Below are 25,476 nucleotides of genomic sequence, written 5' to 3'. Positions count from 1 at the left end.
CCAAATAAGGGTGGAGGAAACAATGAGGAAACTTCTTCTTGCCGGCATCGCGGTCGCGATGATGGCGACGCCGGCGTTCGCCGCGAACTACCGTTTCGTGATCGTGCCCAAGGCGATGAACAATCCGTTCTTCGACTTCGCGCGCGACGGCTGCCTGAAGCGTGCCAAGGAGCTTGGCAACATCGAGTGCATCTACAAGGGGCCGGTGGAGCATGAGCCGGCGACGCAGGCGCAGATCATCCAGGACTTCGTCACCCAGAAGGTCGACGGCCTCGCCATCTCGGTCGCCGACGTTGCGGCCATGACCAAGTCGATCGAGGCGGCGACCGCGGCCGGCATCCCCGTCATCACCTTCGATGCCGATGCGCCTGGCTCCAAGCGGATCGCCTATATCGGCACCAACAACAAGGAGTTCGGCGTCGCGCTCGGCAAGGAGCTCTTGAAGCTGCGGCCCGACGGCGGCAAATACGCGATGGTCTCGGGCGGTCCGGGCGCCAAGAATCTCGCCGAGCGCGTCGACGGCGTCCGCGAGGCGCTGAAGGGCTCGAAATGGACCGAGGTCGCGGGCTCGCCGACCTTCTGCAACGACGATCCGGCGCTGGCGGTCCAGCAGATGACGGATATGCGCACCGCAACGCCCGACCTCGCCTCGATCGTTCCCATCGGCGGCTGGCCGATGTTCGCCCCCGAAGGCTTCAAGGCCTTCGCCTCCAGGAACAAGAAAGACATCGACTCCGGCAAGTTCACGCTGGTCGTCGCCGATACGCTGAAGATGCAGCTCGAACTGCTGCGCGACGGTTACGCCAATGCGCTGGTCGGCCAGCGTCCGTTCGAGATGGGCGAGAAGGCGATGGATACGCTGCTCGCCATCAAGAAGGGCGAGAAGGTGCCGGAGATCGTCTATACCGGCCTCGATCTCGTGACCAAGGATAACGTTGCGCAGATGTTGAAGTAGGAGCGTCGCCAGCCCCGTGCTCCTGCGAGCCTCTCCCGCTTGCGGTTTCCGCAAGCGGGAGAGATGATTGGACGGTTGGAAGGAAGACTTTTGGAAGGCAATGGGAATGAAACGGTCGCGGCTCGGCTCCCTCGACGTCACCTCAATCGGTCTCGGTTCGGCCCCGCTCGGCGGATTGTTCACCGCCGTCAGCGATACCGATGCGTTCGCCACGATCGAGCGCGCCTGGTCGGCCGGCATCCGCTTCTACGATACCGCGCCGCTCTACGGCTTTGGCCTCGCCGAACGGCGGATCGGCGCTTTCCTGCGGCAGCAGCCGCGCGACTCCTACGTCATCTCGACCAAGGTCGGTCGTCTGCTGCGCGCGCCTGATGGCGCGGCCGCCGAGGACGCGCACTACAAGGGTACGTCGCGCGAGCGGCCGGTGTTCGACTTCTCCCATGACGGCGTGATGCGTTCGGTGGAGGAGAGCCTGACGCGCCTTGGGCTCGACCGCATCGATGTCCTGCTCGTGCATGACCCCGACGATCACTATGACGACGCCGTGGCCGGCGCCTTCCGCGCGCTCCAGCGCCTGCGCGCCGACGGCACGGTCAAGGCGATCGGTGCCGGCATGAACCAGTCGGAAATGTTGGTCCGTTTTGCCCAGGCCGTTGCGGTCGACTGCTTCCTGCTCGCCGGCCGCTACACGCTGCTCGACCAGGGCGCGCTGGATGCGCTATTTCCGGTCTGCCGCGAGAAGAACATCGGCATCCTGCTCGGCGGCATCTACAACAGCGGCATTCTGGCCAATCCGCATCCCGGCGCGAAGTTCAACTATCAGGACGCCGACGCGGCGCTGATCGCGCGTGCGCTCGAGCTCGACGAGCTCTGCCGCAAGCACGGGACCGAGCTGAAGGCCGCCGCGCTCCAGTTCTGCATGGCCCATCCGGCGGTCACAATTGCCGTGCTGGGCGCGCGCAACGCCGCGGAAGTTTCCGACAACATCGCGATGTCGGAGAAGGCGGTGCCACAAGCCTTCTGGCAGGAGCTGCGTGCGCGCAAACTCGTCGACGCACGCGCGCCGTTGCCGGGCGGAGCGTGAGGGCATGATCATCGACGGCCATCAGCATTTCTGGGATCCGACGCGCGCCGACTATCCCTGGATGGACGCGCCGGAATTGGCCTCGATCCGCCGCGCCTTCGGCCCCGCCGATCTCGCGCCGCTGTTGAAAGCAAACGGCATCGACGCGAGCATATTGGTGCAGTGCCGCTCCGCGCTGGAGGAGACCGAGGAATTCTTGCGGATCGCGCATGCGACGCCCTCGGTGATTGGCGTCGTCGGCTGGGCTGATCTGACGGACGGTGCGCTTGGCGACACGCTCGACCGCTTGCGCGCTTCGCCCGACGGCGACAAGCTGGTCGGCATTCGTCACCAGGTGCATGACGAGGCCGATTCGGACTGGTTGTTGCGCGAGGACGTTCAACGCGGCCTCACCGCAACGTTCGCCCGCGATCTCGCCTACGATTTTCTCGTCCGCACCCGCGAACTGCCCGCCGCGATCGCAACCGCGCAGGCCTTTCCGCAAGCGCGTTTCGTGCTCGACCACGCCGCAAAACCGCCGATCGCCGACGGCGGCAGCGCCGAATGGGCCGATCGCATCAAAGCTCTCGCGGCCTGCGGTAATGTCTGGTGCAAGATTTCGGGCCTGGCGACGGAAGCGGTGTGGAGTGACTGGGATGCGGAGCGGCTGTTTCCGTTCGTCGAACATGCCGCAACATGTTTTGGCGAGGATCGCCTGATCTTCGGCTCGGACTGGCCGGTGTGTCTGCTTGCCGGGAGTTATGGCGAGATCAAGGGGGCGCTGGAGGCGAGTTTGACGAGGCTCGGGCCGCAGGTTCGCGAGAAGGCGTTTGGTGTGAATGCGAAGGCTGCGTATCGGTTGGCTTGATTGCAGTCGATGCGCGCTTCTTTCTTCCTTCTCCCCTTGTGGGAGAAGGTGGCGCGAAGCGCCGGATGAGGGGTATGCCTCCGCGAACTCAACTCTCAAGATTCTCGCGCGGAGAGATACCCCTCACCCCAGTGAGCCTGCGTCTACGAGCGGAGATGCCCTCTCCCGCAAGGGGAGAGGGCACAGCAACGGGCAGTGTCGTCACGCGCCCGCGGGCACCTGGTCCAGAAATCCCGTGATGCTCCTGATGCGGCCGTCCTTCAGCACGGCGAAATCCGTCCCCTTGATCGGGCTGTCGACACCGTCGGGACCAAGGCCCCACGAAAAGCGGACATGCTCGCCGTAGCCGTTGGGCTCGCCGATCAGCGTGAACTTGAAGTCGGGAAAGCGCTGCTGCACGCCCGCGATCAGCGCGTCGATGCCGTCCCGGCCGTCGCCCTTCATCAGGGGATCGACATAGCTCGCATCCGCCGTCCAGTTCTCGCTGAGCAGTTCGCGACGGCGGCCTGCGGTGCGCTCGTTCCAGAGCTCGATGTAGCGGCGGGCGATGGTGACGGGGTCGGTCATGGTGTTCTCCTTCGATGGCGCCGTGTTCGGCTGTCTCGACTATCGAAGGTTCGCACGCGCAGATCGATTACCTCGGAGGTCATGCGCACGCAGAAAAGAAGCGCGATGATGCTCTCATCGCGCTTCGGACGTTCGCAACAATTTCAGCGCGAATTTACTTCGCCGCGGTGACCATGATCTCGACGGTGTACTGAGCCGCCGCGAGCTTGGCTTCGACAGTGGCGCGAGCCGGGGTGTTGCCGGGCGAGACCCAGGCGTCCCACACCGCGTTCATCTCGGCAAAGGTCTTCATGTCGGTGATGTAGATCGTGGCCGAGAGCAGCTTCGACTTGTCGGTGCCGGCCTTGGCGAGATGGCTGTCGATCGTCGCCAGGATGTCCTGGGTCTGCTTCGTGACGCTTTCACCGGCGGCCTTGTTGGCGACGACGCCGGCGAGATAGACGGTGTTGCCGTGCACGACGACCTGGCTCATGCGCGGGCCGGTTTCGAAACGCTGAATGCTCATTGGGGGATCTCCTGGTGGGAATGGCGGCCCTGTCTAACCCAGCGCCCCCAGCTCTGCCACCCCAGGCACGCATGCGTTGCCGGGCACGCATGCGTTGCCCGCTGATGCAAGCGTCGTTCACGGAAACTGACTGAAAAACGACCAGATCGTCTCGGCGCCGTCGATGTCGCGGTTCTGCGGCCCGAGCAGGCTGGTTGCAACCTTCGGGAAGCGGGCATCCGGAGCGAAGCCGGGCATGCGGTGGCCGCCATGGTTGATGCGATAGAGCACGACGTCGTGCCCTTTGGGACAGCGTGAGGAGATCCGTGTGACCGTAGACTGATCCGCGGGCGCCTTCTCGGGCAAATCGGTCACCTCGGCGTCGTCGGTCTCGCAACCATTGAGCTTGCGCCAGAAAGCCAGCGTCTCTTCGGTGGACCAGAACCCGTCTGCGGCATAATAGCTCGATCCCCGTCCTCCCTCGTAGGGGACCAGCGGGTCGGCCGTGCCGTTGATGAGCAGCATCGGCAACGGCCGCGATGGATGGCAGGTGACTGCGGCCTCATCCGTGAGATTCATGATCACGCTCGCGCCCGCCGCAAACAGATCGGCGCGCGCGCAAACCAGCGTCATCGCCATGGCGCCGCCATTGGAGATGCCGGCGACATAGACCCGCTTCGGGTCCGCCGTGCCGTTCGTCACCAGCGTCTCGACCAGCTTTGCGATGAAGGCGACGTCGTCGGTGCCCTCGGGCGGGCCACGCAGCGCCGGTCCAGCCTTCGTCCGCGCATCGGCCCAGGCATGGTTGAGGCCATCAGGAAAGACCACGGCAAAACCCTCGCGCTTCGCGACCTGCGGCCACGCCGTTCGCGCGACCATGTCAGCGCCGCGCTGGGTCTTGCCGTGCAGCACGACCACGAGCGGCACCAGCCGCTTCGCCGGCAGTTGCGCGGTGTAGGATCGCTTCACGCCGTTGACGTCGATCGTATCGGCGGATGCGGCCGAGGCTGCGGCCAATGCCGCAAGAAGCGCCCCGATCTGCATCCACCTCCGCATGATCTAGCCCACGGCCTTCGCCGCGGCGCGGCCGGCATTGCGGCCCGAGAACAGGCAGCCGCCGAGGAAGGTGCCTTCCAGCGAGCGATAGCCGTGCACGCCGCCGCCGCCGAAGCCTGCGGCTTCGCCGACCGCATAGAGGCCGGGAATGACGCTACCCTCGCTGCCGAACACGCGCGAGTCGAGATCGGTCTCGAAACCGCCCAACGTCTTGCGGGTGAGGATGTTGAGCTTGACCGCGATCAGCGGCCCCTGCGCGGGATCGAGGATGCGGTGCGGAGAGGCGGTGCGGATCAGCTTGTCGCCGATATAGCGCCGCGCATTGTGGATGTTCATCACCTGCGCATCCTTGACGTAGGGATTGGCGATCTCGCGGTCGCGCGCCTCGATTTGCATCCTGACGTGCTCGAGCTTGAGGAGGTCGCTGTCGGCGAGCTTGTTCATGGCCGCGACGAGATCCTCGATCTTGTCGCGTACGATGAAGTCGACACCATGGCTTTTGAATGCCTCCACCGGCGCCGGCGCGCCCTTGTTGGTGGCGCGGCGCAGGGTCATCCGCCAGCTCTTGGCTGTCAGATCGGGATTCTGCTCTGAGCCCGACAGCGCAAATTCCTTCTTGATGATGCTCTGGGTCAGGATGAACCAGGAATAATCATAGCCGGTGGACATGATGTACTGGAGCTGGCCGAGCGTGTCGGAGCCGGGAAACAACGGCGCCGGCAGCCGCGTGCCTGTTGCGTCGAACCACATCGAGGACGGGCCGGGCAGGATGCGGATGCCGTGGCGCGGCCAGATTGGATTCCAGTTCTGGATGCCTTCGACATAATGCCACATGCGGTCGCGGTTGATCAGCCGCGCGCCCGATTTCTCGGTGATGCCGATCATGCGGCCGTCGACATGCTCCGGCACGCCGGAGATCATGAACTTCGGCGGCTCGCCAAGCCGCTTCGGCCAGTTCTGCCGCACCAGCTCATGATTGCCGCCGATGCCGCCGGACGCCACGATCACGGCCTGCGCCTTCAGCGCGAACTCGCCGACCACGTTGCGCGACGAGCTCCTGCCACGCTCGACATTGTCAGGGGCGAGCACGGCGCCGCTGATGCCGTCCACCGTGCCATTGGTGATGGAGAGCGCATCGACGCGATGGCGGAACCTGAAAGTCAGCCGGCCGCTCTTCATGGCCTCGCGCGCGCGGCGCTCGAACGGCTCGACGATGCCGGGGCCGGTTCCCCAGGTGACGTGGAAGCGCGGCACCGAATTGCCGTGGCCCATCGCGTCATAGCCGCCGCGCTCGGCCCAGCCGACCACCGGGAAGATGCGATGCCCCATCGCGCGCAGCCAATCGCGTTTCTCGCCCGCCGCAAACGCCACATAGGCCTCGGCCCACTGGCGCGGCCAGAAATCCTCGTCGCGGTCGAAGCCGGCGGTGCCGATCCAGTCCTGCATGGCAAGGTCGAAGGAGTCCTTGATGCCGAGCCGGCGCTGCTCCGGCGAATTGACCAGGAACAAGCCGCCGAACGACCAGAATGCCTGGCCGCCGATCGACTGCTCGCCCTCCTGGTCGACCACGATCACGCGCTTGCCCGCGTCGGCAATCTCGGTTGCGGCCACCAGTCCCGATAGTCCCGCACCGACGACGATGACGTCTGTCTCTTCAGCCATAGGTTCCCCCCTGTAGTTACCCGGGATTGAAGCCAGCGGTTGCAGCTGAGATCAAGGGTGTGGCGCATAAGGCATCGTTAACTTGTTCCGCTTTGGGATTAGGGCCGTCCGACTGCAGCGCGGGCGCAACACTGGATTTGAATTTGTTTTGAGCCAGCCGGCGTGCCTAGACAAAACCACGGTTAGGACGGACGCTAGCAACGCATCACCACCTGACACGCAGATTCGAATTCGACTGGGGCGGGGGACAATGAAGTTTCTGACGGGGTTGCTCGCGGCGGTTCTCCTGATCGCGGGCATGGGGGCTTCTCACGCAGTGGTTCGGATTGCGGATGACCGCGGTGGCCGGATCGGAACCTACGTCGACAGGTACCAGGATCTGCGCCAGTCAGGCGACACCGTCATCATCGACGGCCTCTGTGCCTCGGCCTGCACCATCGTCCTCGGCGCCATTCCGCGCGACCGCATCTGTGTGACCTCGCACGCGACCCTCGGCTTCCACGCCGCCTGGGATTTTGGCGCCAACGGCCGTGCGGTGACCAACTCCGAAGCGACCCAGATGCTCTATGCGATGTATCCCTCGCAGGTGAAGCGCTGGATCAACCAGCGCGGCGGCCTCACCCCGCACATGCTCTTCCTGAGGGGCAAGCAGCTCCAGGCCATGTACAAGCCCTGCTACCTCGACGCGCAGGCCTCGACCAACCGACCCCTGCGCCGGGCTCTCCCGCAAGCGGAAGAGCTGGAGTCCGCTCGGGGCCAGCTGCTTCGCTGACGTCATCGGCGCGATCTGACTCCGGGAAGTATTCCTTGGAACACCCGCGGCGCTTGCCCGGGCCCGGGCCAACACCTATTTGAATGGCAGGGAACCGGGGCCTTCGCCCCGATCGTTGTCATGGCTCAACCACTGCACCCGGCCCAACCGCTACAGGACAATTCGCCCACTGCCGGCCGGCTGCCGTTCGTGCTGCTGTTGGCTGGCGCGGGGATCGGCGGTCTGGTCGTGCTCGGCGCGCTGGCGCTCTGGTTCCACTACGGCAGCCAGGTATTCTTCGAAATGATCAGGACCGGCTTTGCCGCCTGCTTCTGACCTGCGACAGGAAGTTTTCCGCTCATGAGCTCCACTGTCCGTCCGCTGGTGATCGCGACCGCCTTCGCTGCAAGCCTCGTCGTCGGACTGCTGATCGTGTTCTGGGCGATGGGCGGGGTCAGCAAGGTGGCGCAGCCCGCCGCGATCGGCGGCCCGTTCCAGCTCACCGACCAGCACGGCAAGGCCGTCACCGACAAGAACCTGAAGGGCAAGCCGACCCTGATCTTCTTCGGCTATACTCATTGCCCCGACGTCTGCCCGACCTCGTTGTTCGAGATCTCGGAGGTGCTGCGCGCGATGGGCAAGGATGCCGACAAGGTCAATGCCGTCTTCATCTCGGTCGATCCCGAGCGCGATACGCCGGCGACGATGAAGGACTATCTGTCGAGCTTCGACCCGCACCTCGAAGGGCTCAGCGGCGACCCCGCCGAGACCGCCAAGGTGATCACCTCCTACCGGGTCTATGCCAAGAAGGTCCCGACCAAGGACGGTGACTACACCATGGACCACACCGCGCTGATCTACCTGATGGACCGCGACGGGCGGTTCGTATCGCCGTTCAACATGAAGCGGACGCCGGAAGAGGCCGCGGCCGATTTGAAGCGGTATCTCTGAGGGCCCTTTCGGGCGCAGTCCTCTCCACATCGTCATGGCCGGGCTTGTCCCGGCCATCCACGTTCTTCGGGGGGTGCTAATGTTCGTGGATGCCCGGGCCTTCGCCTCGCCGGATGGGCTTCGGCCCCGCAGGCGGGACAAGCCCGGGCATGACGGCTGAGAGACCTTTACCCATCCCGCAATCGGCGCTCGCGTTCCCGGCGGGATGGTCTATAACGCCTTCCGATCCCAACGAAATTCGTTCATTTCCCGCCGATGGCCCCGTCGCGACAGGCAAAATCGTCCAAAACCGTGCGCCGCGTCCTGACCGGGCTGGTCGCCTGCGCATGTCTGCTCGTAGGCCTGCCCGCCGCAAAGGCGCAGGCCCCGGCCCCGGCCAAGCAGCCTCCGGCAGCGCCCCAGGCCACGCCGCAGGTCGCGCCTCAGGCGGCCCCGCAGGCTGTGCCCGGCTTCTGGGACCCGCGGCGGCGGCCGGAGCGGCCCGACCTGTCGCGCCTGACCGTGATCCGCTTCCTGACCGAGACCGACTATCCGCCGTTCAACTACACCGGCGCCGACGGCAATCCGGCCGGCTTCAACGTCGATCTCGCCCGCGCGCTGTGCGAGGAGATCAAGGTCACCTGCACGGTGCAGATGCGCCGCTTCGAGACCCTGGTCGACGCGCTCTCCTCCAACCGGGGCGATGCCATCATCGCCTCGATGGCGGTGAGTCCGCAGCTCCGCGTCCGCGTTGATTTCACCGATCCCTATTACCGCGTGCCGGCGCGCTTCGCCTCGCGCAAGGACGCAGTGATGCCGGAGATCCGGCCCGAATATCTCGAAGGCAAGAAAGTCGGCGTCATCGCCGGCTCCGCGCACGAAGCGTACCTCAAGGCGATGTTCACCGACGCCGAGCTGCACCCCTATCCCAACGACGATGCGATGCGCGCGGCGTTGCGCAAGGGCGAGGTCGATTTCATCTTCGGCGACGCGATCTCGCTGGCGTTCTGGATCAACGGCACGGATTCCGGCGATTGCTGCGCCTTCTCCGGCGGCCCCTTTGTCGAGAGCCGTTTCTTCGGCGAGGGCATCGGCATCGCCGTCCGCAAGGGCAACGACGTGCTGCGCCAGGCCCTGAACTGGGCCCTGTTCCGCGTCTGGGAGAAAGGCCGCTACACCGATCTGTGGCTGCGGTATTTTTCGGTGAGCCCGTTTTAGTGCCGTAGGGTGGGCAAAGGCGCGCTAGCGCCGTGCCCACCGTCTTTGGCAGTGGTGGGCACGCTTCGCTTTGCCCACCCTACGATTCCACGATAAAGGCGCTGCTACTTTTGCATTCTGCCCGGAAATCGCTATTTTCCGCGGCCCGGAGGCCCCTGAATGTCTGTCATCGATCTTGCCGCGAACCCGAGCGATCTGCGTGCGCTCGCCGAACAATCCAACGCCTGGCCGTTCGAGCAGGCGAAGGCCATTGTCGCGCGGCTGAAGAAAAGCCCGAAGGACGAGGTGCTGTTCGAGACCGGTTACGGCCCGTCCGGCCTGCCGCATATCGGCACGTTCGGTGAGGTCGCGCGCACCTCGATGGTGCGCCATGCCTTTCGCGTGCTCACCGAGGACAAGATCAAGACGCGCCTGCTGGCGTTCTCCGACGACATGGACGGGTTTCGGAAAGTGCCCGACAACGTCCCCAACAAGGAGATGCTGGCCGCGCATCTCGGCAAGCCGCTGACGCGGGTGCCGGATCCGTTCTCCAACGAGTACCCGTCGTTCGGGCACCACAACAACGCGCGCCTGCGCGCCTTCCTCGATCATTTCGGCTTCGACTACGAGTTCGCGAGCTCGACCGACTATTATACGTCCGGCCGCTTCGACGCGACGTTGCTGAAGATGTTAGCTGCCTACGACAAGGTGATGGCGATCATCCTGCCGACGCTCGGCCCCGATCGCCGCGCCACCTATTCGCCGTTCCTGCCGATCAGTAAGACCACCGGTGTCGTGCTCCAGGTGCCGATGATCCGGCGCGACGTCGCGGCCGGTACCGTGACCTATGTCGATCCGGACACGAACCAGGAAGTCGAGACGCCGGTGACGGGCGGCAACGTCAAGTGCCAGTGGAAGGCCGACTGGGCGATGCGCTGGGTCGCGCTCGGCGTCGACTACGAGATGGCCGGCAAGGACCTGATCGACTCCGTGAAGTTGTCCGGTGCGATCGCCAAGGCGCTCGGCGCCACGCCGCCCGAAGGTTTCAACTACGAGCTCTTCCTCGACGAGAAGGGCCAGAAGATCTCGAAGTCGAAGGGCAACGGCCTGACCATCGACGAATGGCTGCGCTATGCGTCGCCGGAATCGCTGTCGCTGTTCATGTATCGCGAGCCGAAGGCGGCCAAGCGGCTGTATTTCGATGTCATCCCGCGCAACGTCGACGACTACCAGCAGTTCATCGACGGCTTTGCGAAGCAGGATGGCAAGCAGCAGCTCGGCAATCCGGTCTGGCACGTCCACAACGGCCATCCGCCGAAGGGCGACATGCCCGTCACGTTCCAGCTCCTCTTGACGCTGGTGTCGTCGTCGAATGCGGAGAATGCCGAGACGCTGTGGGGCTTCATCGGTCGCTATCGTCCCGGCGTGAGCCCGCAAACGCATCCGAAGCTCGATGCGATGGTCGGCTATGCCATCAACTATTATCGTGACTTCGTGGCGCCGACGAAGCAGTTCCGCGAGCCGACCGAGGTTGAGCGCGCCGCGTTGCAGGATCTGCGCGATGCGCTGTCGCAGCTTCCGCAGGAATCCTCGGCCGAGGACATCCAGAACGTCGTCTACGAGATCGGCCGCCGCGAGCCGTTCCTCGACCAGGTCAAGAAGGGCAAGGACGGCCGTCCGGGCGTGACGCTCGACTGGTTCAACATGCTCTACCAGGTGCTGCTCGGCCAGGAGAAGGGCCCGCGCTTCGGCTCCTTCGTTGCGGTCTACGGCGTGCAGAACGCGGTGAACATGATCGACGGCGCGCTGGCGCGAAGTGCGTAATAGATGCCGTAGCCCGGATGTCGCTACGCTCATCCGGGCTACAGATTTGAAGCGCGCCTCAGATCGAGCGCAGCACGAAGCGCCGGTTGTCCTTCTGCACCGGGCGCGCGTTCATCGGATAGAGCTTTGCGAACGCAGCGACGTCGGGGGCTGACACCTGGATCGGGTCGGTCAGCAGCAGCCATTCGACGACCTCCGAACAGGGCGGGGTCGTCAGCGAGCCGGAGTAGCGGAAATAGCTCAGCCTGTGCGGCAGCATGGCGTGGGGATCGATCGCTGCATCGGCCTTCACCGCGGGGCCTTCCGCCGCCGGCATGGTCTTGACGATCTTGCCGAAGGCCGTGTTCGGCTTGCCTTCCGCCATCAGCACGCCGACCACGGCGAGCCCGCCGGCATCGTTGCGATGCACGAAGTGCGCTTCCATCGGAAAGTTCTTGCCGCCGATCATGTGCTCGCTCGGCCGGTGGAAGTGCACCTGGAGCAGCTTGTATTTGATATCGCCGAGCGTGAGCGTGCTGCCTTCGGCGAAGTTGAGCTGGATCGTGTGCCCGTTGTTGACGATGGTGTCGGCGCTCTTGCCCCAGTTCAGCTTCAGAACAGGCAATTGCGACTTGATCGTCCCCTCGATGTCGATCGGCGATTGCTGCAAGCCGACCGCGCAGGCCTTGTTCGCCGCGTCGATATCGCCCCATTTGGCCGGGCCGCCGGCGCCCTCGTAGCTCCAATGCGTGCCTTCGGCGGCAAAGGCCGGCTTGCACAGCGGACAGAGTGCGAGACCCGCCAGGGCCTTCAATGCGTGACGGCGATTCATCATATCCCCCTGCGATGAATTTGATCGGCAAAATCGGCCGCAACCTATGCGAGAGGGATGGTGAGTCGCAAGGTCGCCGGGGCGAGAAGCGGCGCGGCCGGCGTCATGGTGCGGTCACGACGCAATCACTGGCTCGCCCACACGATTCGCGCGATCCAGCCGACGTCGCTCGGCGCCATCGTATGCTCGGCCTGCGATGCATCGAGCGGCTGCAATTCCAGTGCCTTTGCCGTGCGGCGCTTCAGCGTCGCGACCGTCACGTCGCCCGCCTTGGTCTTCACCACCACTCGATCGCCTCTGCGGATCGGCGCGCGGGGCGAGATCAGGATGACGTCGCCGTCGCGATAGGCCGGGGCAAGCGCATCGCCGGAAATCTCCAGCGCAAAGGCGCGACTGTCCTCGGCGGTGGGAAGCGCAAGTTCGGTCCAGCCCTTGCCGGATGGAAAGCCGGACTCGTCGAAAGCTCCGCTCGCGCCGGCTAGCGCGAGGCCGAGCAGCGGCACCGATCGGCCGTCGCTGGCGTCGTCACCGGTCAACCCGGCAAAGGTGTCCATCGAGGAGCCGGCCGCCGCCAGCGCTTTCGCGATCGATTCGGTGGATGGCCAGCGCTCGCGCCCGTCGGGGGTGACACGCTTGGACTTGTTGAAGGTGGTGGGATCGAGCCCGGCCCGCTTGGCGAGGCCGGACGGCGACAGGCCGGCACGCTCCGCCAGCCGATCCAGCGCTCCCCAGATCTGGTCGTGAGTCAGTATCCTCTGCGCTTTGGCCTGTCTGACCATGGAAGGTCCAGCCCGTCGCAACTCAGGAAAACTGTCCTCAAATCAACCGGTTTTCCGTTTTTCGCGCAAGGGGTGGCGGGAGAAGCATTTTCAAGCGAAGCGGATACCGGTTCGCGTCAAGAAAACGCGTCAAAACAAGAATTTAAAGCCCCGTTCCGATTTCATCGGAACGGAAATGGCTCTAAGCCTTGAGTTCGGAGGGGGCGGCCATTACGGTCGCGCCCGGGTTTTGAGGACCCGCACGAGACGAAAAAACCCAAAAGACTCAAAGAGCAAACAGGGCTGCGTGAGCGGTGGTCAAGATCTACAAAATCTGTCCGGCCTCGGCCTGGCGCGAGGCGGAACGGCAGGGCGTCTACCGGGGCAGCGCGGACGATTCGCGCGACGGTTTCATCCATTTTTCGACCGCGCCCCAGGTTCCCGAGACCTTGCGCAAGCACTATTTCGGGCAGCGCGCGCTGTTCCTGGTCGAGGTCGACGGCGACGCGCTCGGCAGCGCATTGCGCTGGGAGCGCTCGCGCAATGAGGAGCTGTTTCCGCACCTCTATGGCGAGCTCGATCTCGGCGCGGTGCTGTCGGTGATGAACCTCAACATGCGCTCCGATGGCGGCCACGACGTTCCGGAGCTTATCCCGTGATCCGCGCTTTCGACGCCTTTTCGCTGCCGGTGCTGCGCTGGCTCGATCCGGAGGATGCGCATCGCCTCGCGATCCAGGGCCTGCGCTTCCTGCCGCCGGTCAAGCCGCGGCCTGACGATCCCAAGCTCGCCGTGCGCGCCTTCGGGCTCAACTTCCCCAATCCGATCGGCATGGCCGCGGGCTTCGACAAGAGCGCCGAGGTGCCGGATGCGCTGCTGCGGCTCGGCTTCGGCTTCGTCGAGATCGGTTCGGTGACGCCGAAGCCGCAAAGCGGCAATCCGCGGCCGCGGCTGTTTCGCCTGGAGCGCGACGAGGCCGTGATCAACCGCATGGGCTTCAACAATGACGGCGCTGAAGTCGCGCTGCGTAGGCTCGCGGCGCGTGCGCAGCACGGCGGCATCGTCGGGGTCAATGTCGGCGCCAACAAGGATTCGCCGGATCGCGTCGGCGATTACGTCAAGCTGATCGAGACTTTTGCGCCGGTCGCGAGCTATTTCACCGTCAACGTCTCCTCGCCGAACACGCCGGGCCTGCGCAATTTGCAGGAAGGCGCGCTGCTGGACGATCTCCTCGCCAGGGTGATCGACGCGCGCGAGCGGGTGCGCCAGAAGGCCGGCGACACGCCGGTGCTGCTCAAGATCGCGCCTGATTTGAGCCTCGCCCAGCTCGACGACGTCGTGCAGGTGGCGCGCTCGCGCCGGGTCGACGGCATGATCGTGGCGAACACGACGATCGCGCGGCCGAGCACGCTGCGCGAGGAAATGCGCGCCAAGGAGCAGGGTGGTCTGTCCGGCCGGCCGCTGTTCCGCCTGTCGACGCGCATGGTCGCGGAGACCTATGTGCGCGTCGAGGGCGCCTTCCCCTTGATCGGCGTCGGCGGCGTGGATTCCGGCGGCGCCGCGCTGACGAAGATCCGCGCCGGCGCGAGCCTGATCCAGCTCTATTCGTCGCTGGTCTACAAGGGCCTCGGCCTCGTCGACGAGATCAAACGCGATCTCACCTCGACGCTGCTGCGGACAGGGCGGGATTCGCTGTCCGAAATCGTCGGCGCCGACGCGGCGACACTCACGGCGGAAGACTGGCCGGGGATGTAGCCACCGTCCAGTAGCCCGGATGGAGCGCAGCGCAATCCGGGAATCTTTCCGCGAGCACGAAGACCCCGGATTTCGCTGCGCTCCATCCGGGCTACGAATCTACGATTTCGGAAACGTCACCCGATACAACGCAGGATACCTTGCGCCCTGCAAGCCGCCGCGCGCGACGTAGAACGCGATCAGCGCGCTCCACAGCCCGGCATTGCCGAACGATTGCAGCGCCCACCAGGCGCCGATAAAGATCGTGAACGATAACAGCATTAGATTGCGCATCTCGCGCGCCCAGGTCGCGCCGACATAGATGCCGTCGAAGCCGAAGGCGAACACGCCGGGGATCGGCGCGAGCACGATGAACGGCAGGAATTCGCGCGCGGCGCGGCGGACGTCCTCGCTCGCTGTCATGACATTGATCAGGTTCGGCCCGAACAGCGCGAACAGCACCGCGACGACCAGCGCGAAGCCGAGGCCCCACAGCAGCACCAGCCGGGTCGAGTCCGCAAAGCCCCTGGAATCACGCGCGCCAAACGTGCGCCCGCAGAGCTGCTGGGCTGCGTTCGCAAGACCGTCGAGGAAGAAGGCGCTGACCAGCAGGAAATTGTTCAGCACGGAATTCGCCGCCAGCGTGACGTCGCCGGCGCGTGCGCCCTTGGCGGTGAAGAACAGGAACACGGCGATCAGCGCCGCGGTACGGATCATGATGTCGGAGTTCACCGCCAGCAGCCGCATCAGTTTTGCCCGGTCGAGCAGCGTGGCAAGGGGCACCGCAAAGCCGCCATCCGCATAGCGCCGGCAGACGATCACGCCGAGCACGAAGCCAATCGTCTCCGAGAGCAGTGCGGCGATCGCCGCGCCCGCGATGCCGGTGTCGTAGACCAGCACCAGCAAGATCGTCGCCGCCATGTTGATGAGGTTGATGACGACCTGCAGCAGCAGCGCCGGATTGGCGCGCGCCTGCCCCACCAGCCAGCCGAGAACGACGTAGTTGGCGAAGGCGAACGGCGACGACCAGATCCGGATCATGAAATAGGTCTTTGCCGCGCGCGTGACGCCTTCGCTGCCGCCCATCAGGTCGAACAGCCCGGCGGCCAGCGGCAGTTGCAGCACGATCAGCGCGGCGCCGATCAGGCCCGCGACAATGAAGCCGCGCACCAGGATCACGGTCTGCTCGCGTGTCTCGCCCGCGCCGAGCGCCTGCGCCGTGAAGGCGAGCGTGCTCATGCGCAGGAAGCCGAACAGCCAGAACAGGCAGTCGAAGATGACGGAGGCCATCGCGACGCCGCCAAGCAGCGCGGCATCGTCGAGCCGCCCGATCGCGGTGGTCGAGACTACGCCGATCAGCGGCGTGGTGAGGTTCGCGACCATCGCGGGACCGGCGATGGTGAAGACCTGGCGGGAACCGATCCTGGGATGAACGGGCGCGTGCATGTCAGAACACGACCACCATGCCGTCTTCGGCGGCGAGATGCGGTACGTCGTCCAGGCGCGACAGCACGTCGTCGCTCATATGGGTGAGGACAAGCCGCTTGGCGCCGATGGCGGGGAGGTGCTGTTCCAAGGTCTTCAGGCTGAGATGGTTCTTGACCACCTTCTCGTACATATAGGCTTCCGCAATGAAAAGGTCCGCGCCATGCGCCAGCGGAATGAGCGCCTCCGTCCATTCGGTATCGGCGCTGTAGGCGAGCGTGCGATCTTCAACCTCGACGCGGTAGGCCAAGAACGGCCCGCCGGATTCGCCGTGCACGACCGGGTAGGGCGTCACATTCACCCCGCCAAAGGTTTGGCTTCGCCCGGGCGCGAGTTCGATGAGGTTCAGCTCGAAGCGCTGCTTGGTCTTCGAGGAGTGCTCGAACAGCGCCTCCATCACTTGGCCGAGCCGCGTCTCGAGGCCTTGCGGGCCCGCGATCGTCAGCGGCCGGGTCCGCCGCGAGAATTGCGCATCGAGCAGGACAAACGGCAGCCCGGCAAAATGGTCGCCGTGGAAATGCGTGATGAGAATGAGGTCGATCTCGTTGCGGTCGATCTCGAGTCGCTTCAACGACGGCAGAGCCGACGCGCCGCAATCGATCAGGAAGTTGGCCGCGCGCCCTGAGATGTGGAAGCAGGTGTTGAGCCTGCCGCCCGAGCCGAAGGCGTCGCCGCAGCCGACAAAGCGCAATTGCATCGGCTGCGGGCTCCCAAATCCTTACCTGTTGCGCGGCGCGCCGAAGACGCGCGAGAGCAGCCAGATCGGAACCACGATGACGGCGCCGAGCAGGAAGTAGCGCCACAGCCAGTTCACCGCGTCGAAGCCGAGATCCCACAGACGCTGGAACAGCAAGCGGATGCTGTAGATGATATTCCAGGGATCGAAGCCGATCGCGGCGAGCACGACGCCGACCAGGATCGAGAGCAGGACCAGGCGAAACGCGACCGCCAGCGGCGAGCCGCCGAGAAAGCGGTTCAGCCCATCGCTGCGGCCGGCCGGCAAATCTCTGACGTCTTGGACCATCTCAAACTCCTCGCGGGGATTCGACCCCATTATAGGTCACGGCGGGGCACATGGGGAACCCGCATTCCCTCGTCAATGGCTGTCGGCGGAAGCCGCAACCTTAATTGTTGGTAGGGATTCGTCAGCCTTCAGCATCTTTTCCAGCGTTTCCAGCCGGTCAGCCTCGCGCGGCGGCTTGTCCCAGCGCAGCCGGCTGATTCGGGGAAAGCGCATGGCGACGCCGGATTTGTGCCGCGGGGAACGCTGCAGCCCCTCGAACGCCACCTCCAGCACCAGCCCCTTGTCGCGCTCGTGCACGACGTGGCGCACGGGGCCGAATTTCTCGGTGGTGTTGCGGCGGACGAAACGGTCGATCTGCAAGAGCTCCTCGTCGGTGAAGCCGAAATAGGCTTTTCCGACCGGCACCAGCTCGTCGCCGGCTTCGCCCTCGGTCCAGACGCCGAAGGTGTAATCGGAGTAATAGGACGAGCGCTTGCCGTGGCCGCGCTGCGCATACATCAGCACGGCGTCGATGATGTGCGGATCGCGCTTCCACTTCCACCACTGGCCTTTTGGCCGCCCCGGCAGGTAAGGCGCATCGCGCCGCTTCAGCATGACGCCTTCGACGGCATCGGCATCTTCGCCCGCGCCGGCACTCGCGGGATCGGCGCGCGCCGCGGTCAGCGCCTGCCAGCTTGCGAACGGCACGGTGGGCGACAGGTCGATGCGGGGATCGTCGAGCTTGCCGATGAACGTCTCCAGCCGTTCGCGCCGCTCCGCGAAGGGCAGCTCGCGCAGATCGTTCTCGTCGTCGCCGAGCAGATCATAGGCGCGCAAATGGATCGGAAACTCCTTGATCAGCTTCGGCGAAACGACCTTGCGGTTGAGGCGCTGTTGCAGAACATTGAAACTCTGCACGCGGCCTTCGCGCAGAATCAGAAGCTCGCCGTCGATTGCGCCTGCGAGCCGCAGCGACGGCACGAGGTCCGGAAAGCTCCCCGTGATGTCCTCGCCGGTGCGCGAATAGAGCCGCGCCGTGATCTGCCCGTGCTCATCGCGGCCCGCCACCGCCTGCACGCGGATGCCGTCCCATTTCCATTCGGCGATGTAGTCGGCGGGATCGAGCGCGGCGAAATCCGTGTCCTCGATCGCGTGCGCGAGCATCACCGGGCGGAACGGCGCGGGATCGCGATTGACCGGCTTTTCGCCGCGGCCTTCCAGCCAGGCGAACAGGTCGAGATAGGGAGGGCTGAGCCCCGGCCAGATCAGCTCGACCTCATGCGGGTCCTTGTCGCCGAGCGCCGCGGCCGCGGTCTTCGCCAGCCGCGCGGAGATGCCGATGCGCAGCGCGCCGGTGACGAGCTTCAGCAGCGCCCAACGGCCGGTCTCGTCAAGCTCGTCGAGCCAGCGTTCGAGCTGCTTTGGCAGCTCGGTCTTGCCGAGCGTGCGCAGCGTGGTGACGACTTCGGTGAGGGTGGGGGGCGGTGGGTTGTTGTGGTTGCTTGGATGTGTGGACTCATGAGCATCCCGCCCGCGGTACCCCTCTCCCTGCCCCTCCCCCGCATCCGCCTTCGCTCTTCGAGCTACGGCGGACAAGAGGGGGGAGGAAGTATGTTCCTGATGCGAAATTGACTCGCCCGCGTTTATCGGCGTCTTGCTTGTCGATTGCTCCGCGCTCTGTCCCTCCCCCCTCTTGTCCGCCGAAGCTTTAGCGAAGGCGGATGCGGGGGAGGGCGGGGGAGAGGGGTGGCCCGGAAAAGACTTTCCGTTGCCGGGCACCCGCCGCGGCCACATCAGCGCCACGGTCTCCGAGAGATCGCCGACGTAGTCGTAGGACAACCCGAACAGCACCTCATCCGTGCGCGCCGCGATCAAATCGCGGATCAGCGCGGGCTTGGCATGCTTGAAGCTCAGCGCGCCGGTCAGCGCGGCCAGGGCGTAGCCGCGGTCGGGATCACCGACCTCGCGGAAATAGCCGGTGATCAGCCGCAGCTTGTTGTTGCGGCCGGGCTCGTAGGCGAGGCGATCCAGCAGTTCGGCGAAGCGGTTCATGCTTCGGCCTCATCTTGAAGCGGTGTCTCGCTCTCCTCCTCCTCGCCATAGCCGACGAGATCGAGCGGCTGCGCGCGAAGACCTTGCGACTTGCACCAATGCACCAGCGCATCTTCCTGGCCGTGCGTCACCCAGATCTCGCCGGCGCCGGTCGCGGCGATGGTCGCGGTGAGGCCGTCCCAATCGGCGTGGTCGGAGATCACCAGCGGCAGCTCGATGCCGCGCTGCCGTGCGCGGGCACGCACCCGCATCCACCCCGAGGCAAAGGCGGTGACGGGGTCGGGAAAGCGCCGCGTCCAGAGGTCCGAGGTGGCCGACGGCGGCGCCAGCGTGATGGTGCCGGCGAGCGCCGCCTTCTTGACGCCCATCACCGGCTTGAGCTCGCCGAGATTGACCCCTCGGCTCTGATAGTACTCGGTGATCTTCTCCATCGCGCCATGCAGGTAGATCGGTGCGTCATAGCCGGCCTGTCGCAACAGCGCGATCACGCGCTGCGCCTTGCCGAGCGAATAGGCTCCGACCAGATGCGCGCGCTCGGGAAACAATGCAACGGAGGCCAGCAGCTTCCTCACCTCGTCGGCGGCGTCGCCATGGCGAAACACCGGCAGGCCGAAGGTGGCTTCAGTGATGAAGACGTCGCAGGGCACGAGTTCGAACGGCGTGCAGGTCGGGTCGGGCGCATCCTTGTAGTCGCCGGAGGCGACGATGCAGGTGTCCTTGCAGGTCACAGCGATCTGCGCCGAGCCCAGCACATGACCGGCCGGGTGAAACGTCACACGGACGTCGCCGAGCCCGATCTCCTCGCCATAGCGGATCGCTTGCGTCGAGCCGGCAAAGTTCTCGCCATAGCGCAGCCGCATCATGTCCAGCGTTTCCTGCGTTGCCAGCACCGCGCCATGGCCGGCGCGGGCGTGGTCGGAATGGCCGTGGGTGATCACGGCCCGCTCGACCGGGCGGACAGGGTCGATGTGGAAGGTGCCGGGCTTGCAGCACAGGCCGTCAGCAGTTGGCAGCAGGATGTCTTGCGGACGCATGTGCGTCATATAGGGAGCGGCCACCCCAAATGAACCCGTCTTCGCGGGCTTGCCGTCTCCGCTAGGCTTCGCCGGCCCGGCGGTGTAAAAGCCCGCCGAAGCCAATTGGCGGAGGCGGGACCCGCGCCTCCATCCTTTTAAACAGTTCGCTTTTTGATGGATTGCCGGCTCGAGCCCGGCAATGACGAGCCGAGTTCCTATGCCCCTGCGCCTGTTCCACTCCTCCGGCGATCTCATGGCCGACCGCCGTTTCGAGTTCGCGCGCGACCTCCAGCTCAAGGGCGATCTGCCCGCCGCCGCCGACCTCATCGAGCAGGCGCTCGAACTCGCGCCCGACTTCACTTCGGCCTGGTTCACGCTCGGCGAGATCCGTCAGCAGCTCGGCGAGGGCGACAAGGCGATCGCGGCGTTCCGGAAAGCATGCGACTGCGACCCCGAGGACCAGCACGGCGCCGGCCTGCATCTGATGCGGCTCGGCGACGCGCAGATGGCGGAGATGCCCAAGGCCTACGTGCAGGCGCTGTTCGACCAGTACGCGCCGCGCTTCGAGCACACACTGATCAACGATCTCGACTATCGCGCACCGTCGCTGATCTTCAAGGCGGTGGTGGCCGCGCGCGTCGCCGCGAAGAAGCCGGCCTTGTTCAAGCGCACCATCGATCTCGGCTGCGGCACCGGGCTTGCGGCGGCTGCCTTTGCAAAGCAGGTCGATCATTTCATCGGCATCGATCTGTCGCCCGGCATGATCAAGGAGGCGCGCGCCACCGAGCTCTATGCCGAGCTCGAGGTCGCCGACATGATCGAAGGCCTGCGCACCAAGGGCGATACGAGCGCGAACCTCGTCGTCGCCGCAGATGCGTTCGTCTATCTCTCCGATCTCGCGCCGGTGCTCACGGAAGCGCAGCGCGTGCTCGTATCCGGCGGCGTGCTCGCTTTCACGCTGGAGACGCATGACGGCAGCGGCATCGTGCTCGGCGAAGGCCTGCGCTATGCCCATTCGGCGGAATATGTGCGTGACGCGATGGCGAAGGCCGGGCTCAAGCTGCTGACATTGGAGCCGGCATCGCCACGCATCGAGAACAACGAGCCGGTGCGCGGCCTCGTCGTCGTCGCCGAGAAAACTTGAGTTTAGGCGCTAAAAACCCCGCGATTTAAGCGTCATTGCGTCGCAAAGCGGCGTCTTCCTACTTGCGAGCCGTGCTGCGTTGCCAGCACAATGCGCGCACTAGGGAGAAACAAAAATGACCAAGAATCCATCGCGGCGCGATTTCAGCGCCGGTGCGCTCGCCACCATCGCTGCATCCACCTTGCCTGCGCCGTATGTCTGGGCCGCGGAGAAGAAATACGATGCGGGCGCCAGCGACACCGAGATCAAGATCGGCCAGACCGTGCCGCATTCCGGGCCCGGCTCGCTGTACGGCGTGCTCGGCCGCATCGGCGAAGCCTATTTCCAGATGCTGAACGAGAAGGGCGGCATCAACGGCCGCAAGGTCAAGTTCCTCACCATGGACGACGCCTACAGCGCGCCGAAATGTGTCGAGGCGACGCGGCGTCTGGTCGAGCAGGAGGAAGTGCTCGCGCTCTACGGCTCGCTCGGCACCGCGCCGCAGACCTCCGTGCACAAATATCTCAATTCCAAGGGCGTGCCGCAACTGCTGCTCAACACCGGCGCGTCCAAGTGGAACAATCCGAAAGAGTTCAAATGGACGATGGCGGGCCTGCCGCTCTATCCGACCGAGGCGCGCATCCTGGCGCGGCACGTCCTCAGCGTGAAGCCGAATGCCAAGGTCGGCATTCTCTACCAGAACGACGATTTCGGCCGTGACTTCCTCGGTCCGTTCAAGAAGGTGCTGGCGGATGCCGGGGGCACCGCGCAGGTGATCATGGAGCAGACCTACGATCTGACCGATCCGACCGTCGATTCCCAGCTCATCAATCTCTCGAAATCGGGCGCCGACGTCTTCTACAACATTTCCACCGGCAAGGCGTCGTCGCAGTCGATCCGCAAAGTGGCCGAGCTCGGCTGGAAGCCGCTGCAATTGTTGTCAGCCGGTTCGACCGGTCGTTCGATCCTCAACGCAGCAGGCCTCGAGAACGCCACCGGCATCGTCGCCATCCGCTACAACAAGGAAGTCGGCCTGCCCAAATGGGAGAAGGACCCGGACGTGATGGCGTTCGAGGAGCTGCGCAAGAAGTACACGCCGGCGATCGATCAAGACAACACCATCGCCTTTGCCGGCTACGGCCAGGCCGTCACCATGGGCGAGATCCTGCGCCGCTGCGGCGACGATCTCACCCGCGCCAACGTGCTGAAGCAGGCGTCCACGCTCGCAGGCTTCCACTCGCCCTATTTCCTCGACGGTGTCGCCTACAGCTACACGCCCGAGGACTACACGCCGATGAAGACGCTCTTCATCTCGACCTTCAGCGGCAAGGACTGGGACATCTCCGACAAGCCGATGTCGGAGTAGGTGCGGGCAGGGTGCCGTAGGGTGGGCAAAGGCGCACTCGCGCCGTGCCCATCATCTCTCCGAACACCTCGGTGCGAATGGTGGGCACGCTTCGCTTTGCCCACCCTACGAGACCTATTCACATCCCCACCCCTCGACGAACCCACCCCCACGGCTTACCTGTGATGCCGTGCCGCCCCGCATCCTCAAAATCCCGGCCGAGCCGGCCACGCTGCTGCCCGACCGCTTCCAGGCGTGGTTCGCGGCCCGCGGCTGGTCGCCGCGTGAGCATCAGCTCGCGCTGCTGGACGAGGCGCGCGAGGATCGTTCCGCACTGCTGATCGCACCCACCGGCGCGGGCAAGACGCTGGCGGGATTTCTGCCGACGCTGGTGGAGCTCTCGACGCAGCCGGTCGAACGGGACGGAAGGGCGAAGCAAAGCCTCATCTCCACCGGTCGCGATGTTCACCGCAGCGATGGCCTGCACACGCTCTACATTTCGCCGCTGAAAGCGCTCGCCGTCGACATCGCCCGCAATCTCGAGCGGCCGATTGCGGAGATGGGGCTGCCGATCAAGGTCGAGACCCGCACCGGCGACACGCCGGTGTCGCGGCGGCAGCGCCAGCGGCGCTATCCGCCCGATATCCTGCTGACGACGCCCGAGCAGGTCGCGCTGCTGCTCTCCTCCGACGACGCGCCGTTCCTGTTCTCCTCCTTGAAGCGCATCGTGCTCGACGAGCTCCACGCGCTGGTGACGTCCAAGCGCGGCGATCTGCTTTCGCTGGGTCTGGCGCGGCTCTGGCGGCTGGCGCCGCAGCTGCGCGCGATCGGCCTGTCGGCGACCGTGGCCGAGCCGGACCAGCTTGCGCGCTTCCTGGCGCCGCAGCCCGGCGGGAAGGAGGCGGCCGCCGACATTGTCGTCGCCGGCGGTGCCGCGCCGCCGCTGGTCGAGATGCTGGATACCCGCGAGCGCCTGCCCTGGGCCGGCCACAGCGCGCGCCACGCGCTTCCCGAAATCTACGAGCTGATCAAGGCCAACAGGACCACGCTCGTCTTCGTCAACACCCGCAGCCAGGCCGAGATGCTGTTCCAGAATCTCTGGAGCATGAACGACGACAACCTCGCGATCGCGCTGCATCACGGCTCGCTCGACGTCGCCCAGCGCCGCAAGGTCGAGGACGCGATGTCGGCGGGCAGATTGCGCGGCGTGGTCTGCACCTCCTCGCTCGACCTCGGCGTCGACTGGGGCGATGTCGATCTCGTCGTCAATATCGGCGCGCCCAAGGGCGCCTCGCGCCTGATGCAGCGGATCGGCCGCGCCAATCACCGTCTCGACGAAGCCTCGCGCGCCGTGCTGGTGCCGGCCAACCGTTTCGAGGTGCTGGAGTGCCGCGCCGCGATCGATGCGATCGCCGAGAATGCGCAGGATACGCCACCCTTGCGCACCGGCGCACTCGACGTGCTGGCCCAGCACGTGCTCGGCCGCGCCTGCGGCGAGCCGTTTCTGAGCGATGATCTCTACGGCGAGGTGCTCACGGCCGCGCCTTACTCAGATCTCGCCCGGCAGGATTTCGACGACGTCGTCGATTTCGTCGCCTCCGGCGGCTACGCGCTGAAGACCTATGAGCGCTTCGCCCGCATCAAGCAGGACAAGCAGGGGCGCTGGCGTGTCGCCAATCCAAAGGTGCGGCAGAGCTATCGTCTCAATGTCGGCACCATCGTCGAGGAGCCGATGCTGAAGGTGCGGCTCGTTCGTGGGCGCTCCACCGGCAGCGGCTCGACCGGCGTCATCGCGCGCGGCGGCCGCGTGCTCGGCGAAATCGAGGAATATTTTATCGAGGGCTTGATCGCCGGCGACACCTTTGTGTTCGGCGGCGAAGTTGTGCGCTATGAGGCGTTGGCCGAGGATCAGGTCTATGTCTCCCGCGCCAACGACAAGGACCCGAAAGTGCCGTCCTATATGGGCGGCAAATTTCCGCTCTCGACCTATCTTGCCGAGCGCGTGCGGCGCCTGCTCGACGACCGCCGTGCATGGAATGGTTTGCCCGAGCAGGTGCGCGACTGGCTGTCGTTGCAGAAAGACGTCTCACGTGTGCCCGGCGTGCGCGAGCTGCTGGTCGAGACCTTTCCACGCGGCAACAAGCATTATCTCATTTGCTATCCCTTCGAGGGCAGGCTCGCGCACCAGACGCTGGGCATGCTGCTGACGCGGCGGCTGGAGCGGATGCGCGCCCGGCCGCTCGGCTTCGTCGCCAATGAATATGCGGTGGCGATCTGGGGGCTTGGCGATGCCTCCTTCATGATCCGCAACGGCGAGCTTAATCTCGACGCGCTGTTCAACCCGGACATGCTCGGGGACGATCTCGAAGCCTGGCTCGCGGAATCCGCGCTGATGAAGCGCACCTTCCGCAATTGCGCGCTGATCTCCGGCCTGATCGAGCGGCGCTTCACCAGCGAGGACAAGAGCCGCCGCCAAGTGCTGTTCTCGACCGATCTCGTCTACGACGTCCTGCGCAAGCACCAGGCAGATCACGTGTTGCTGCGCGCCGCCCGTGCCGATGCCGCCACCGGGCTGCTCGACCTGCGCCGTCTCGGCGCCATGCTTGCCCGCATCCAGGGTCGTATCACGCATCGGGAACTCGATCACGTCTCGCCGCTCGCCGTCCCCGTGATGCTGGAAATCGGCCGCGAGTCAGTCTATGGCGAAGCTGGTGACGAGCTCCTGGCGGAAGCCGCCGACGAGCTGGTCAAAGAGGCGATGTCGTAGAGAATTTTACCAGTGGTGCGCGCAACT

General features: G+C 65.3%; 24 protein-coding genes. 13 read left to right on the top strand and 11 right to left on the bottom strand.

What is annotated here, in order from left to right; all coding sequences use genetic code 11:
• Window positions 1–22: 22 nt before the first annotated feature.
• The 3 genes from AB7G19_RS41100 to AB7G19_RS41090 all read left to right on the top strand — a co-directional run bounded on the left by AB7G19_RS41100 (window position 23) and on the right by AB7G19_RS41090 (window position 2,886).
• Entirely contained in the window at window positions 23–955 is a 933-nt protein-coding gene (locus AB7G19_RS41100) for a sugar-binding protein (RefSeq protein ID WP_063985925.1), read from the top strand.
• Window positions 956–1,061: 106 nt separating this feature from the next.
• Complete coding sequence (locus AB7G19_RS41095) at window positions 1,062–2,039, top strand: aldo/keto reductase (protein ID WP_085399639.1); 978 nt, start codon at window positions 1,062–1,064, stop codon at window positions 2,037–2,039.
• Between the two features lie 4 nt (window positions 2,040–2,043).
• Complete coding sequence (locus AB7G19_RS41090; RefSeq protein ID WP_085399633.1) at window positions 2,044–2,886, top strand: amidohydrolase family protein; 843 nt, start codon at window positions 2,044–2,046, stop codon at window positions 2,884–2,886.
• A gap of 201 nt (window positions 2,887–3,087) precedes the next feature.
• Here the strand turns inward: AB7G19_RS41090 and AB7G19_RS41085 are convergent, their stop codons facing one another.
• From AB7G19_RS41085 to AB7G19_RS41070, 4 genes are all read right to left on the bottom strand, one after another.
• The gene (locus AB7G19_RS41085) at window positions 3,088–3,453 is read right to left on the bottom strand and encodes a nuclear transport factor 2 family protein (protein WP_063979860.1); all 366 of its coding nucleotides are present in this window, start codon (window positions 3,451–3,453) and stop codon (window positions 3,088–3,090) included.
• 154 nt (window positions 3,454–3,607) lie between these two features.
• Window positions 3,608–3,958, bottom strand: coding sequence for a RidA family protein (locus AB7G19_RS41080; protein ID WP_014491332.1), 351 nt, complete (start codon window positions 3,956–3,958; stop codon window positions 3,608–3,610).
• Between the two features lie 117 nt (window positions 3,959–4,075).
• The gene (locus AB7G19_RS41075; protein ID WP_094183948.1) at window positions 4,076–4,993 is read right to left on the bottom strand and encodes an alpha/beta hydrolase family esterase; all 918 of its coding nucleotides are present in this window, start codon (window positions 4,991–4,993) and stop codon (window positions 4,076–4,078) included.
• A 3-nt stretch (window positions 4,994–4,996) separates the two neighbouring features.
• A complete protein-coding gene (locus tag AB7G19_RS41070; RefSeq protein ID WP_085399634.1) occupies window positions 4,997–6,655 on the bottom strand; it encodes an FAD-binding dehydrogenase in 1,659 nt (552 codons plus the stop codon).
• Between the two features lie 250 nt (window positions 6,656–6,905).
• Between AB7G19_RS41070 and AB7G19_RS41065 the strand changes: the two genes are divergently transcribed.
• The 5 genes from AB7G19_RS41065 to AB7G19_RS41045 all read left to right on the top strand — a co-directional run bounded on the left by AB7G19_RS41065 (window position 6,906) and on the right by AB7G19_RS41045 (window position 11,357).
• Window positions 6,906–7,427 carry a hypothetical protein gene (locus AB7G19_RS41065; protein ID WP_085399635.1) on the top strand — a complete coding sequence of 174 codons (522 nt, stop codon included), beginning with the start codon at window positions 6,906–6,908 and terminating at the stop codon, window positions 7,425–7,427.
• A gap of 120 nt (window positions 7,428–7,547) precedes the next feature.
• Window positions 7,548–7,742 (top strand): hypothetical protein, encoded by a 195-nt coding sequence (locus AB7G19_RS41060; RefSeq protein ID WP_028160269.1) that lies wholly within the window; start codon window positions 7,548–7,550, stop codon window positions 7,740–7,742.
• A gap of 24 nt (window positions 7,743–7,766) precedes the next feature.
• Window positions 7,767–8,357, top strand: coding sequence for an SCO family protein (locus AB7G19_RS41055; RefSeq protein ID WP_439037602.1), 591 nt, complete (start codon window positions 7,767–7,769; stop codon window positions 8,355–8,357).
• 255 nt (window positions 8,358–8,612) lie between these two features.
• Window positions 8,613–9,554 (top strand): transporter substrate-binding domain-containing protein, encoded by a 942-nt coding sequence (locus AB7G19_RS41050; protein WP_085398353.1) that lies wholly within the window; start codon window positions 8,613–8,615, stop codon window positions 9,552–9,554.
• Window positions 9,555–9,713: 159 nt separating this feature from the next.
• Window positions 9,714–11,357: a lysine--tRNA ligase gene (locus AB7G19_RS41045; protein ID WP_085398354.1), complete on the top strand. Its 1,644-nt coding sequence runs from the start codon at window positions 9,714–9,716 to the stop codon at window positions 11,355–11,357.
• A gap of 58 nt (window positions 11,358–11,415) precedes the next feature.
• Here the strand turns inward: AB7G19_RS41045 and AB7G19_RS41040 are convergent, their stop codons facing one another.
• On the bottom strand, window positions 11,416–12,168 hold the full coding sequence (locus tag AB7G19_RS41040) for a carbonic anhydrase (protein WP_085398359.1): 753 nt from the start codon (window positions 12,166–12,168) through the stop codon (window positions 11,416–11,418).
• A 125-nt stretch (window positions 12,169–12,293) separates the two neighbouring features.
• Window positions 12,294–12,947 carry a S24 family peptidase gene (locus AB7G19_RS41035; RefSeq protein WP_085398355.1) on the bottom strand — a complete coding sequence of 218 codons (654 nt, stop codon included), beginning with the start codon at window positions 12,945–12,947 and terminating at the stop codon, window positions 12,294–12,296.
• Window positions 12,948–13,240: 293 nt separating this feature from the next.
• Here AB7G19_RS41035 and AB7G19_RS41030 point away from each other — a divergent pair, with 293 nt between their 5' ends.
• Together AB7G19_RS41030 and AB7G19_RS41025 are read left to right on the top strand one after the other, a co-directional pair.
• Window positions 13,241–13,585: a DUF952 domain-containing protein gene (locus tag AB7G19_RS41030; protein ID WP_071909157.1), complete on the top strand. Its 345-nt coding sequence runs from the start codon at window positions 13,241–13,243 to the stop codon at window positions 13,583–13,585.
• Entirely contained in the window at window positions 13,582–14,679 is a 1,098-nt protein-coding gene (locus AB7G19_RS41025) for a quinone-dependent dihydroorotate dehydrogenase (RefSeq protein WP_063979852.1), read from the top strand. Before AB7G19_RS41030 ends, AB7G19_RS41025 begins: the two co-directional genes overlap by 4 nt.
• Window positions 14,680–14,778: 99 nt before the next feature.
• Here the strand turns inward: AB7G19_RS41025 and AB7G19_RS41020 are convergent, their stop codons facing one another.
• The 5 genes from AB7G19_RS41020 to AB7G19_RS41000 all read right to left on the bottom strand — a co-directional run bounded on the left by AB7G19_RS41020 (window position 14,779) and on the right by AB7G19_RS41000 (window position 20,232).
• Window positions 14,779–16,104, bottom strand: a complete 1,326-nt coding sequence (locus AB7G19_RS41020) for an MATE family efflux transporter (protein ID WP_085398356.1) — start codon at window positions 16,102–16,104, stop codon at window positions 14,779–14,781.
• Window position 16,105: 1 nt separating this feature from the next.
• Entirely contained in the window at window positions 16,106–16,840 is a 735-nt protein-coding gene (locus AB7G19_RS41015; protein WP_085398357.1) for an MBL fold metallo-hydrolase, read from the bottom strand.
• A gap of 21 nt (window positions 16,841–16,861) precedes the next feature.
• Window positions 16,862–17,167 (bottom strand): DUF6460 domain-containing protein, encoded by a 306-nt coding sequence (locus tag AB7G19_RS41010; protein ID WP_063979849.1) that lies wholly within the window; start codon window positions 17,165–17,167, stop codon window positions 16,862–16,864.
• 72 nt (window positions 17,168–17,239) lie between these two features.
• Window positions 17,240–19,198, bottom strand: a complete 1,959-nt coding sequence (locus AB7G19_RS41005; protein ID WP_135215208.1) for an ATP-dependent DNA ligase — start codon at window positions 19,196–19,198, stop codon at window positions 17,240–17,242.
• Entirely contained in the window at window positions 19,195–20,232 is a 1,038-nt protein-coding gene (locus AB7G19_RS41000; protein WP_085398189.1) for a ligase-associated DNA damage response exonuclease, read from the bottom strand. Before AB7G19_RS41000 ends, AB7G19_RS41005 begins: the two co-directional genes overlap by 4 nt.
• Before the next feature lie 199 nt (window positions 20,233–20,431).
• On the opposite strand from AB7G19_RS41000, the gene AB7G19_RS40995 reads away from it, so the two are divergent.
• From AB7G19_RS40995 to AB7G19_RS40985, 3 genes are all read left to right on the top strand, one after another.
• Complete coding sequence (locus tag AB7G19_RS40995; protein WP_085398187.1) at window positions 20,432–21,358, top strand: class I SAM-dependent DNA methyltransferase; 927 nt, start codon at window positions 20,432–20,434, stop codon at window positions 21,356–21,358.
• Window positions 21,359–21,473: 115 nt separating this feature from the next.
• On the top strand, window positions 21,474–22,703 hold the full coding sequence (locus tag AB7G19_RS40990; RefSeq protein ID WP_085398188.1) for an ABC transporter substrate-binding protein: 1,230 nt from the start codon (window positions 21,474–21,476) through the stop codon (window positions 22,701–22,703).
• A 169-nt stretch (window positions 22,704–22,872) separates the two neighbouring features.
• Window positions 22,873–25,449 carry a ligase-associated DNA damage response DEXH box helicase gene (locus tag AB7G19_RS40985; RefSeq protein ID WP_354080244.1) on the top strand — a complete coding sequence of 859 codons (2,577 nt, stop codon included), beginning with the start codon at window positions 22,873–22,875 and terminating at the stop codon, window positions 25,447–25,449.
• Window positions 25,450–25,476 lie beyond the last annotated feature (27 nt).

It is taken from the genome of Bradyrhizobium sp. 215_C5_N1_1 (assembly GCF_052075935.1).
Taxonomy (GTDB): Bacteria; Pseudomonadota; Alphaproteobacteria; order Rhizobiales; family Xanthobacteraceae; genus Bradyrhizobium; species Bradyrhizobium barranii.
This window is presented reverse-complemented; position numbering and strand designations above follow the sequence as displayed.

Excerpts from the sequence above, each read along its gene's own strand:
- AB7G19_RS41100 (WP_063985925.1), top strand. The coding sequence starts at position 23 with ATGAGGAAACTTCTTCTTGCCGGCATCGCGGTCGCGATGATGGCGACG.
- AB7G19_RS41095 (WP_085399639.1), top strand. The coding sequence starts at position 1,062 with ATGAAACGGTCGCGGCTCGGCTCCCTCGACGTCACCTCAATCGGTCTC.
- AB7G19_RS41090 (WP_085399633.1), top strand. The coding sequence starts at position 2,044 with ATGATCATCGACGGCCATCAGCATTTCTGGGATCCGACGCGCGCCGAC.
- AB7G19_RS41085 (WP_063979860.1), bottom strand. The coding sequence starts at position 3,453 with ATGACCGACCCCGTCACCATCGCCCGCCGCTACATCGAGCTCTGGAAC.
- AB7G19_RS41080 (WP_014491332.1), bottom strand. The coding sequence starts at position 3,958 with ATGAGCATTCAGCGTTTCGAAACCGGCCCGCGCATGAGCCAGGTCGTC.
- AB7G19_RS41075 (WP_094183948.1), bottom strand. The coding sequence starts at position 4,993 with ATGCGGAGGTGGATGCAGATCGGGGCGCTTCTTGCGGCATTGGCCGCA.
- AB7G19_RS41070 (WP_085399634.1), bottom strand. The coding sequence starts at position 6,655 with ATGGCTGAAGAGACAGACGTCATCGTCGTCGGTGCGGGACTATCGGGA.
- AB7G19_RS41065 (WP_085399635.1), top strand. The coding sequence starts at position 6,906 with ATGAAGTTTCTGACGGGGTTGCTCGCGGCGGTTCTCCTGATCGCGGGC.
- AB7G19_RS41060 (WP_028160269.1), top strand. The coding sequence starts at position 7,548 with ATGGCTCAACCACTGCACCCGGCCCAACCGCTACAGGACAATTCGCCC.
- AB7G19_RS41055 (WP_439037602.1), top strand. The coding sequence starts at position 7,767 with ATGAGCTCCACTGTCCGTCCGCTGGTGATCGCGACCGCCTTCGCTGCA.
- AB7G19_RS41050 (WP_085398353.1), top strand. The coding sequence starts at position 8,613 with ATGGCCCCGTCGCGACAGGCAAAATCGTCCAAAACCGTGCGCCGCGTC.
- AB7G19_RS41045 (WP_085398354.1), top strand. The coding sequence starts at position 9,714 with ATGTCTGTCATCGATCTTGCCGCGAACCCGAGCGATCTGCGTGCGCTC.
- AB7G19_RS41040 (WP_085398359.1), bottom strand. The coding sequence starts at position 12,168 with ATGAATCGCCGTCACGCATTGAAGGCCCTGGCGGGTCTCGCACTCTGT.
- AB7G19_RS41035 (WP_085398355.1), bottom strand. The coding sequence starts at position 12,947 with ATGGTCAGACAGGCCAAAGCGCAGAGGATACTGACTCACGACCAGATC.
- AB7G19_RS41020 (WP_085398356.1), bottom strand. The coding sequence starts at position 16,104 with ATGCACGCGCCCGTTCATCCCAGGATCGGTTCCCGCCAGGTCTTCACC.
- AB7G19_RS41015 (WP_085398357.1), bottom strand. The coding sequence starts at position 16,840 with ATGCAATTGCGCTTTGTCGGCTGCGGCGACGCCTTCGGCTCGGGCGGC.
- AB7G19_RS41010 (WP_063979849.1), bottom strand. The coding sequence starts at position 17,167 with ATGGTCCAAGACGTCAGAGATTTGCCGGCCGGCCGCAGCGATGGGCTG.
- AB7G19_RS41005 (WP_135215208.1), bottom strand. The coding sequence starts at position 19,198 with ATGAACCGCTTCGCCGAACTGCTGGATCGCCTCGCCTACGAGCCCGGC.
- AB7G19_RS41000 (WP_085398189.1), bottom strand. The coding sequence starts at position 20,232 with ATGCGTCCGCAAGACATCCTGCTGCCAACTGCTGACGGCCTGTGCTGC.
- AB7G19_RS40995 (WP_085398187.1), top strand. The coding sequence starts at position 20,432 with ATGCCCCTGCGCCTGTTCCACTCCTCCGGCGATCTCATGGCCGACCGC.
- AB7G19_RS40990 (WP_085398188.1), top strand. The coding sequence starts at position 21,474 with ATGACCAAGAATCCATCGCGGCGCGATTTCAGCGCCGGTGCGCTCGCC.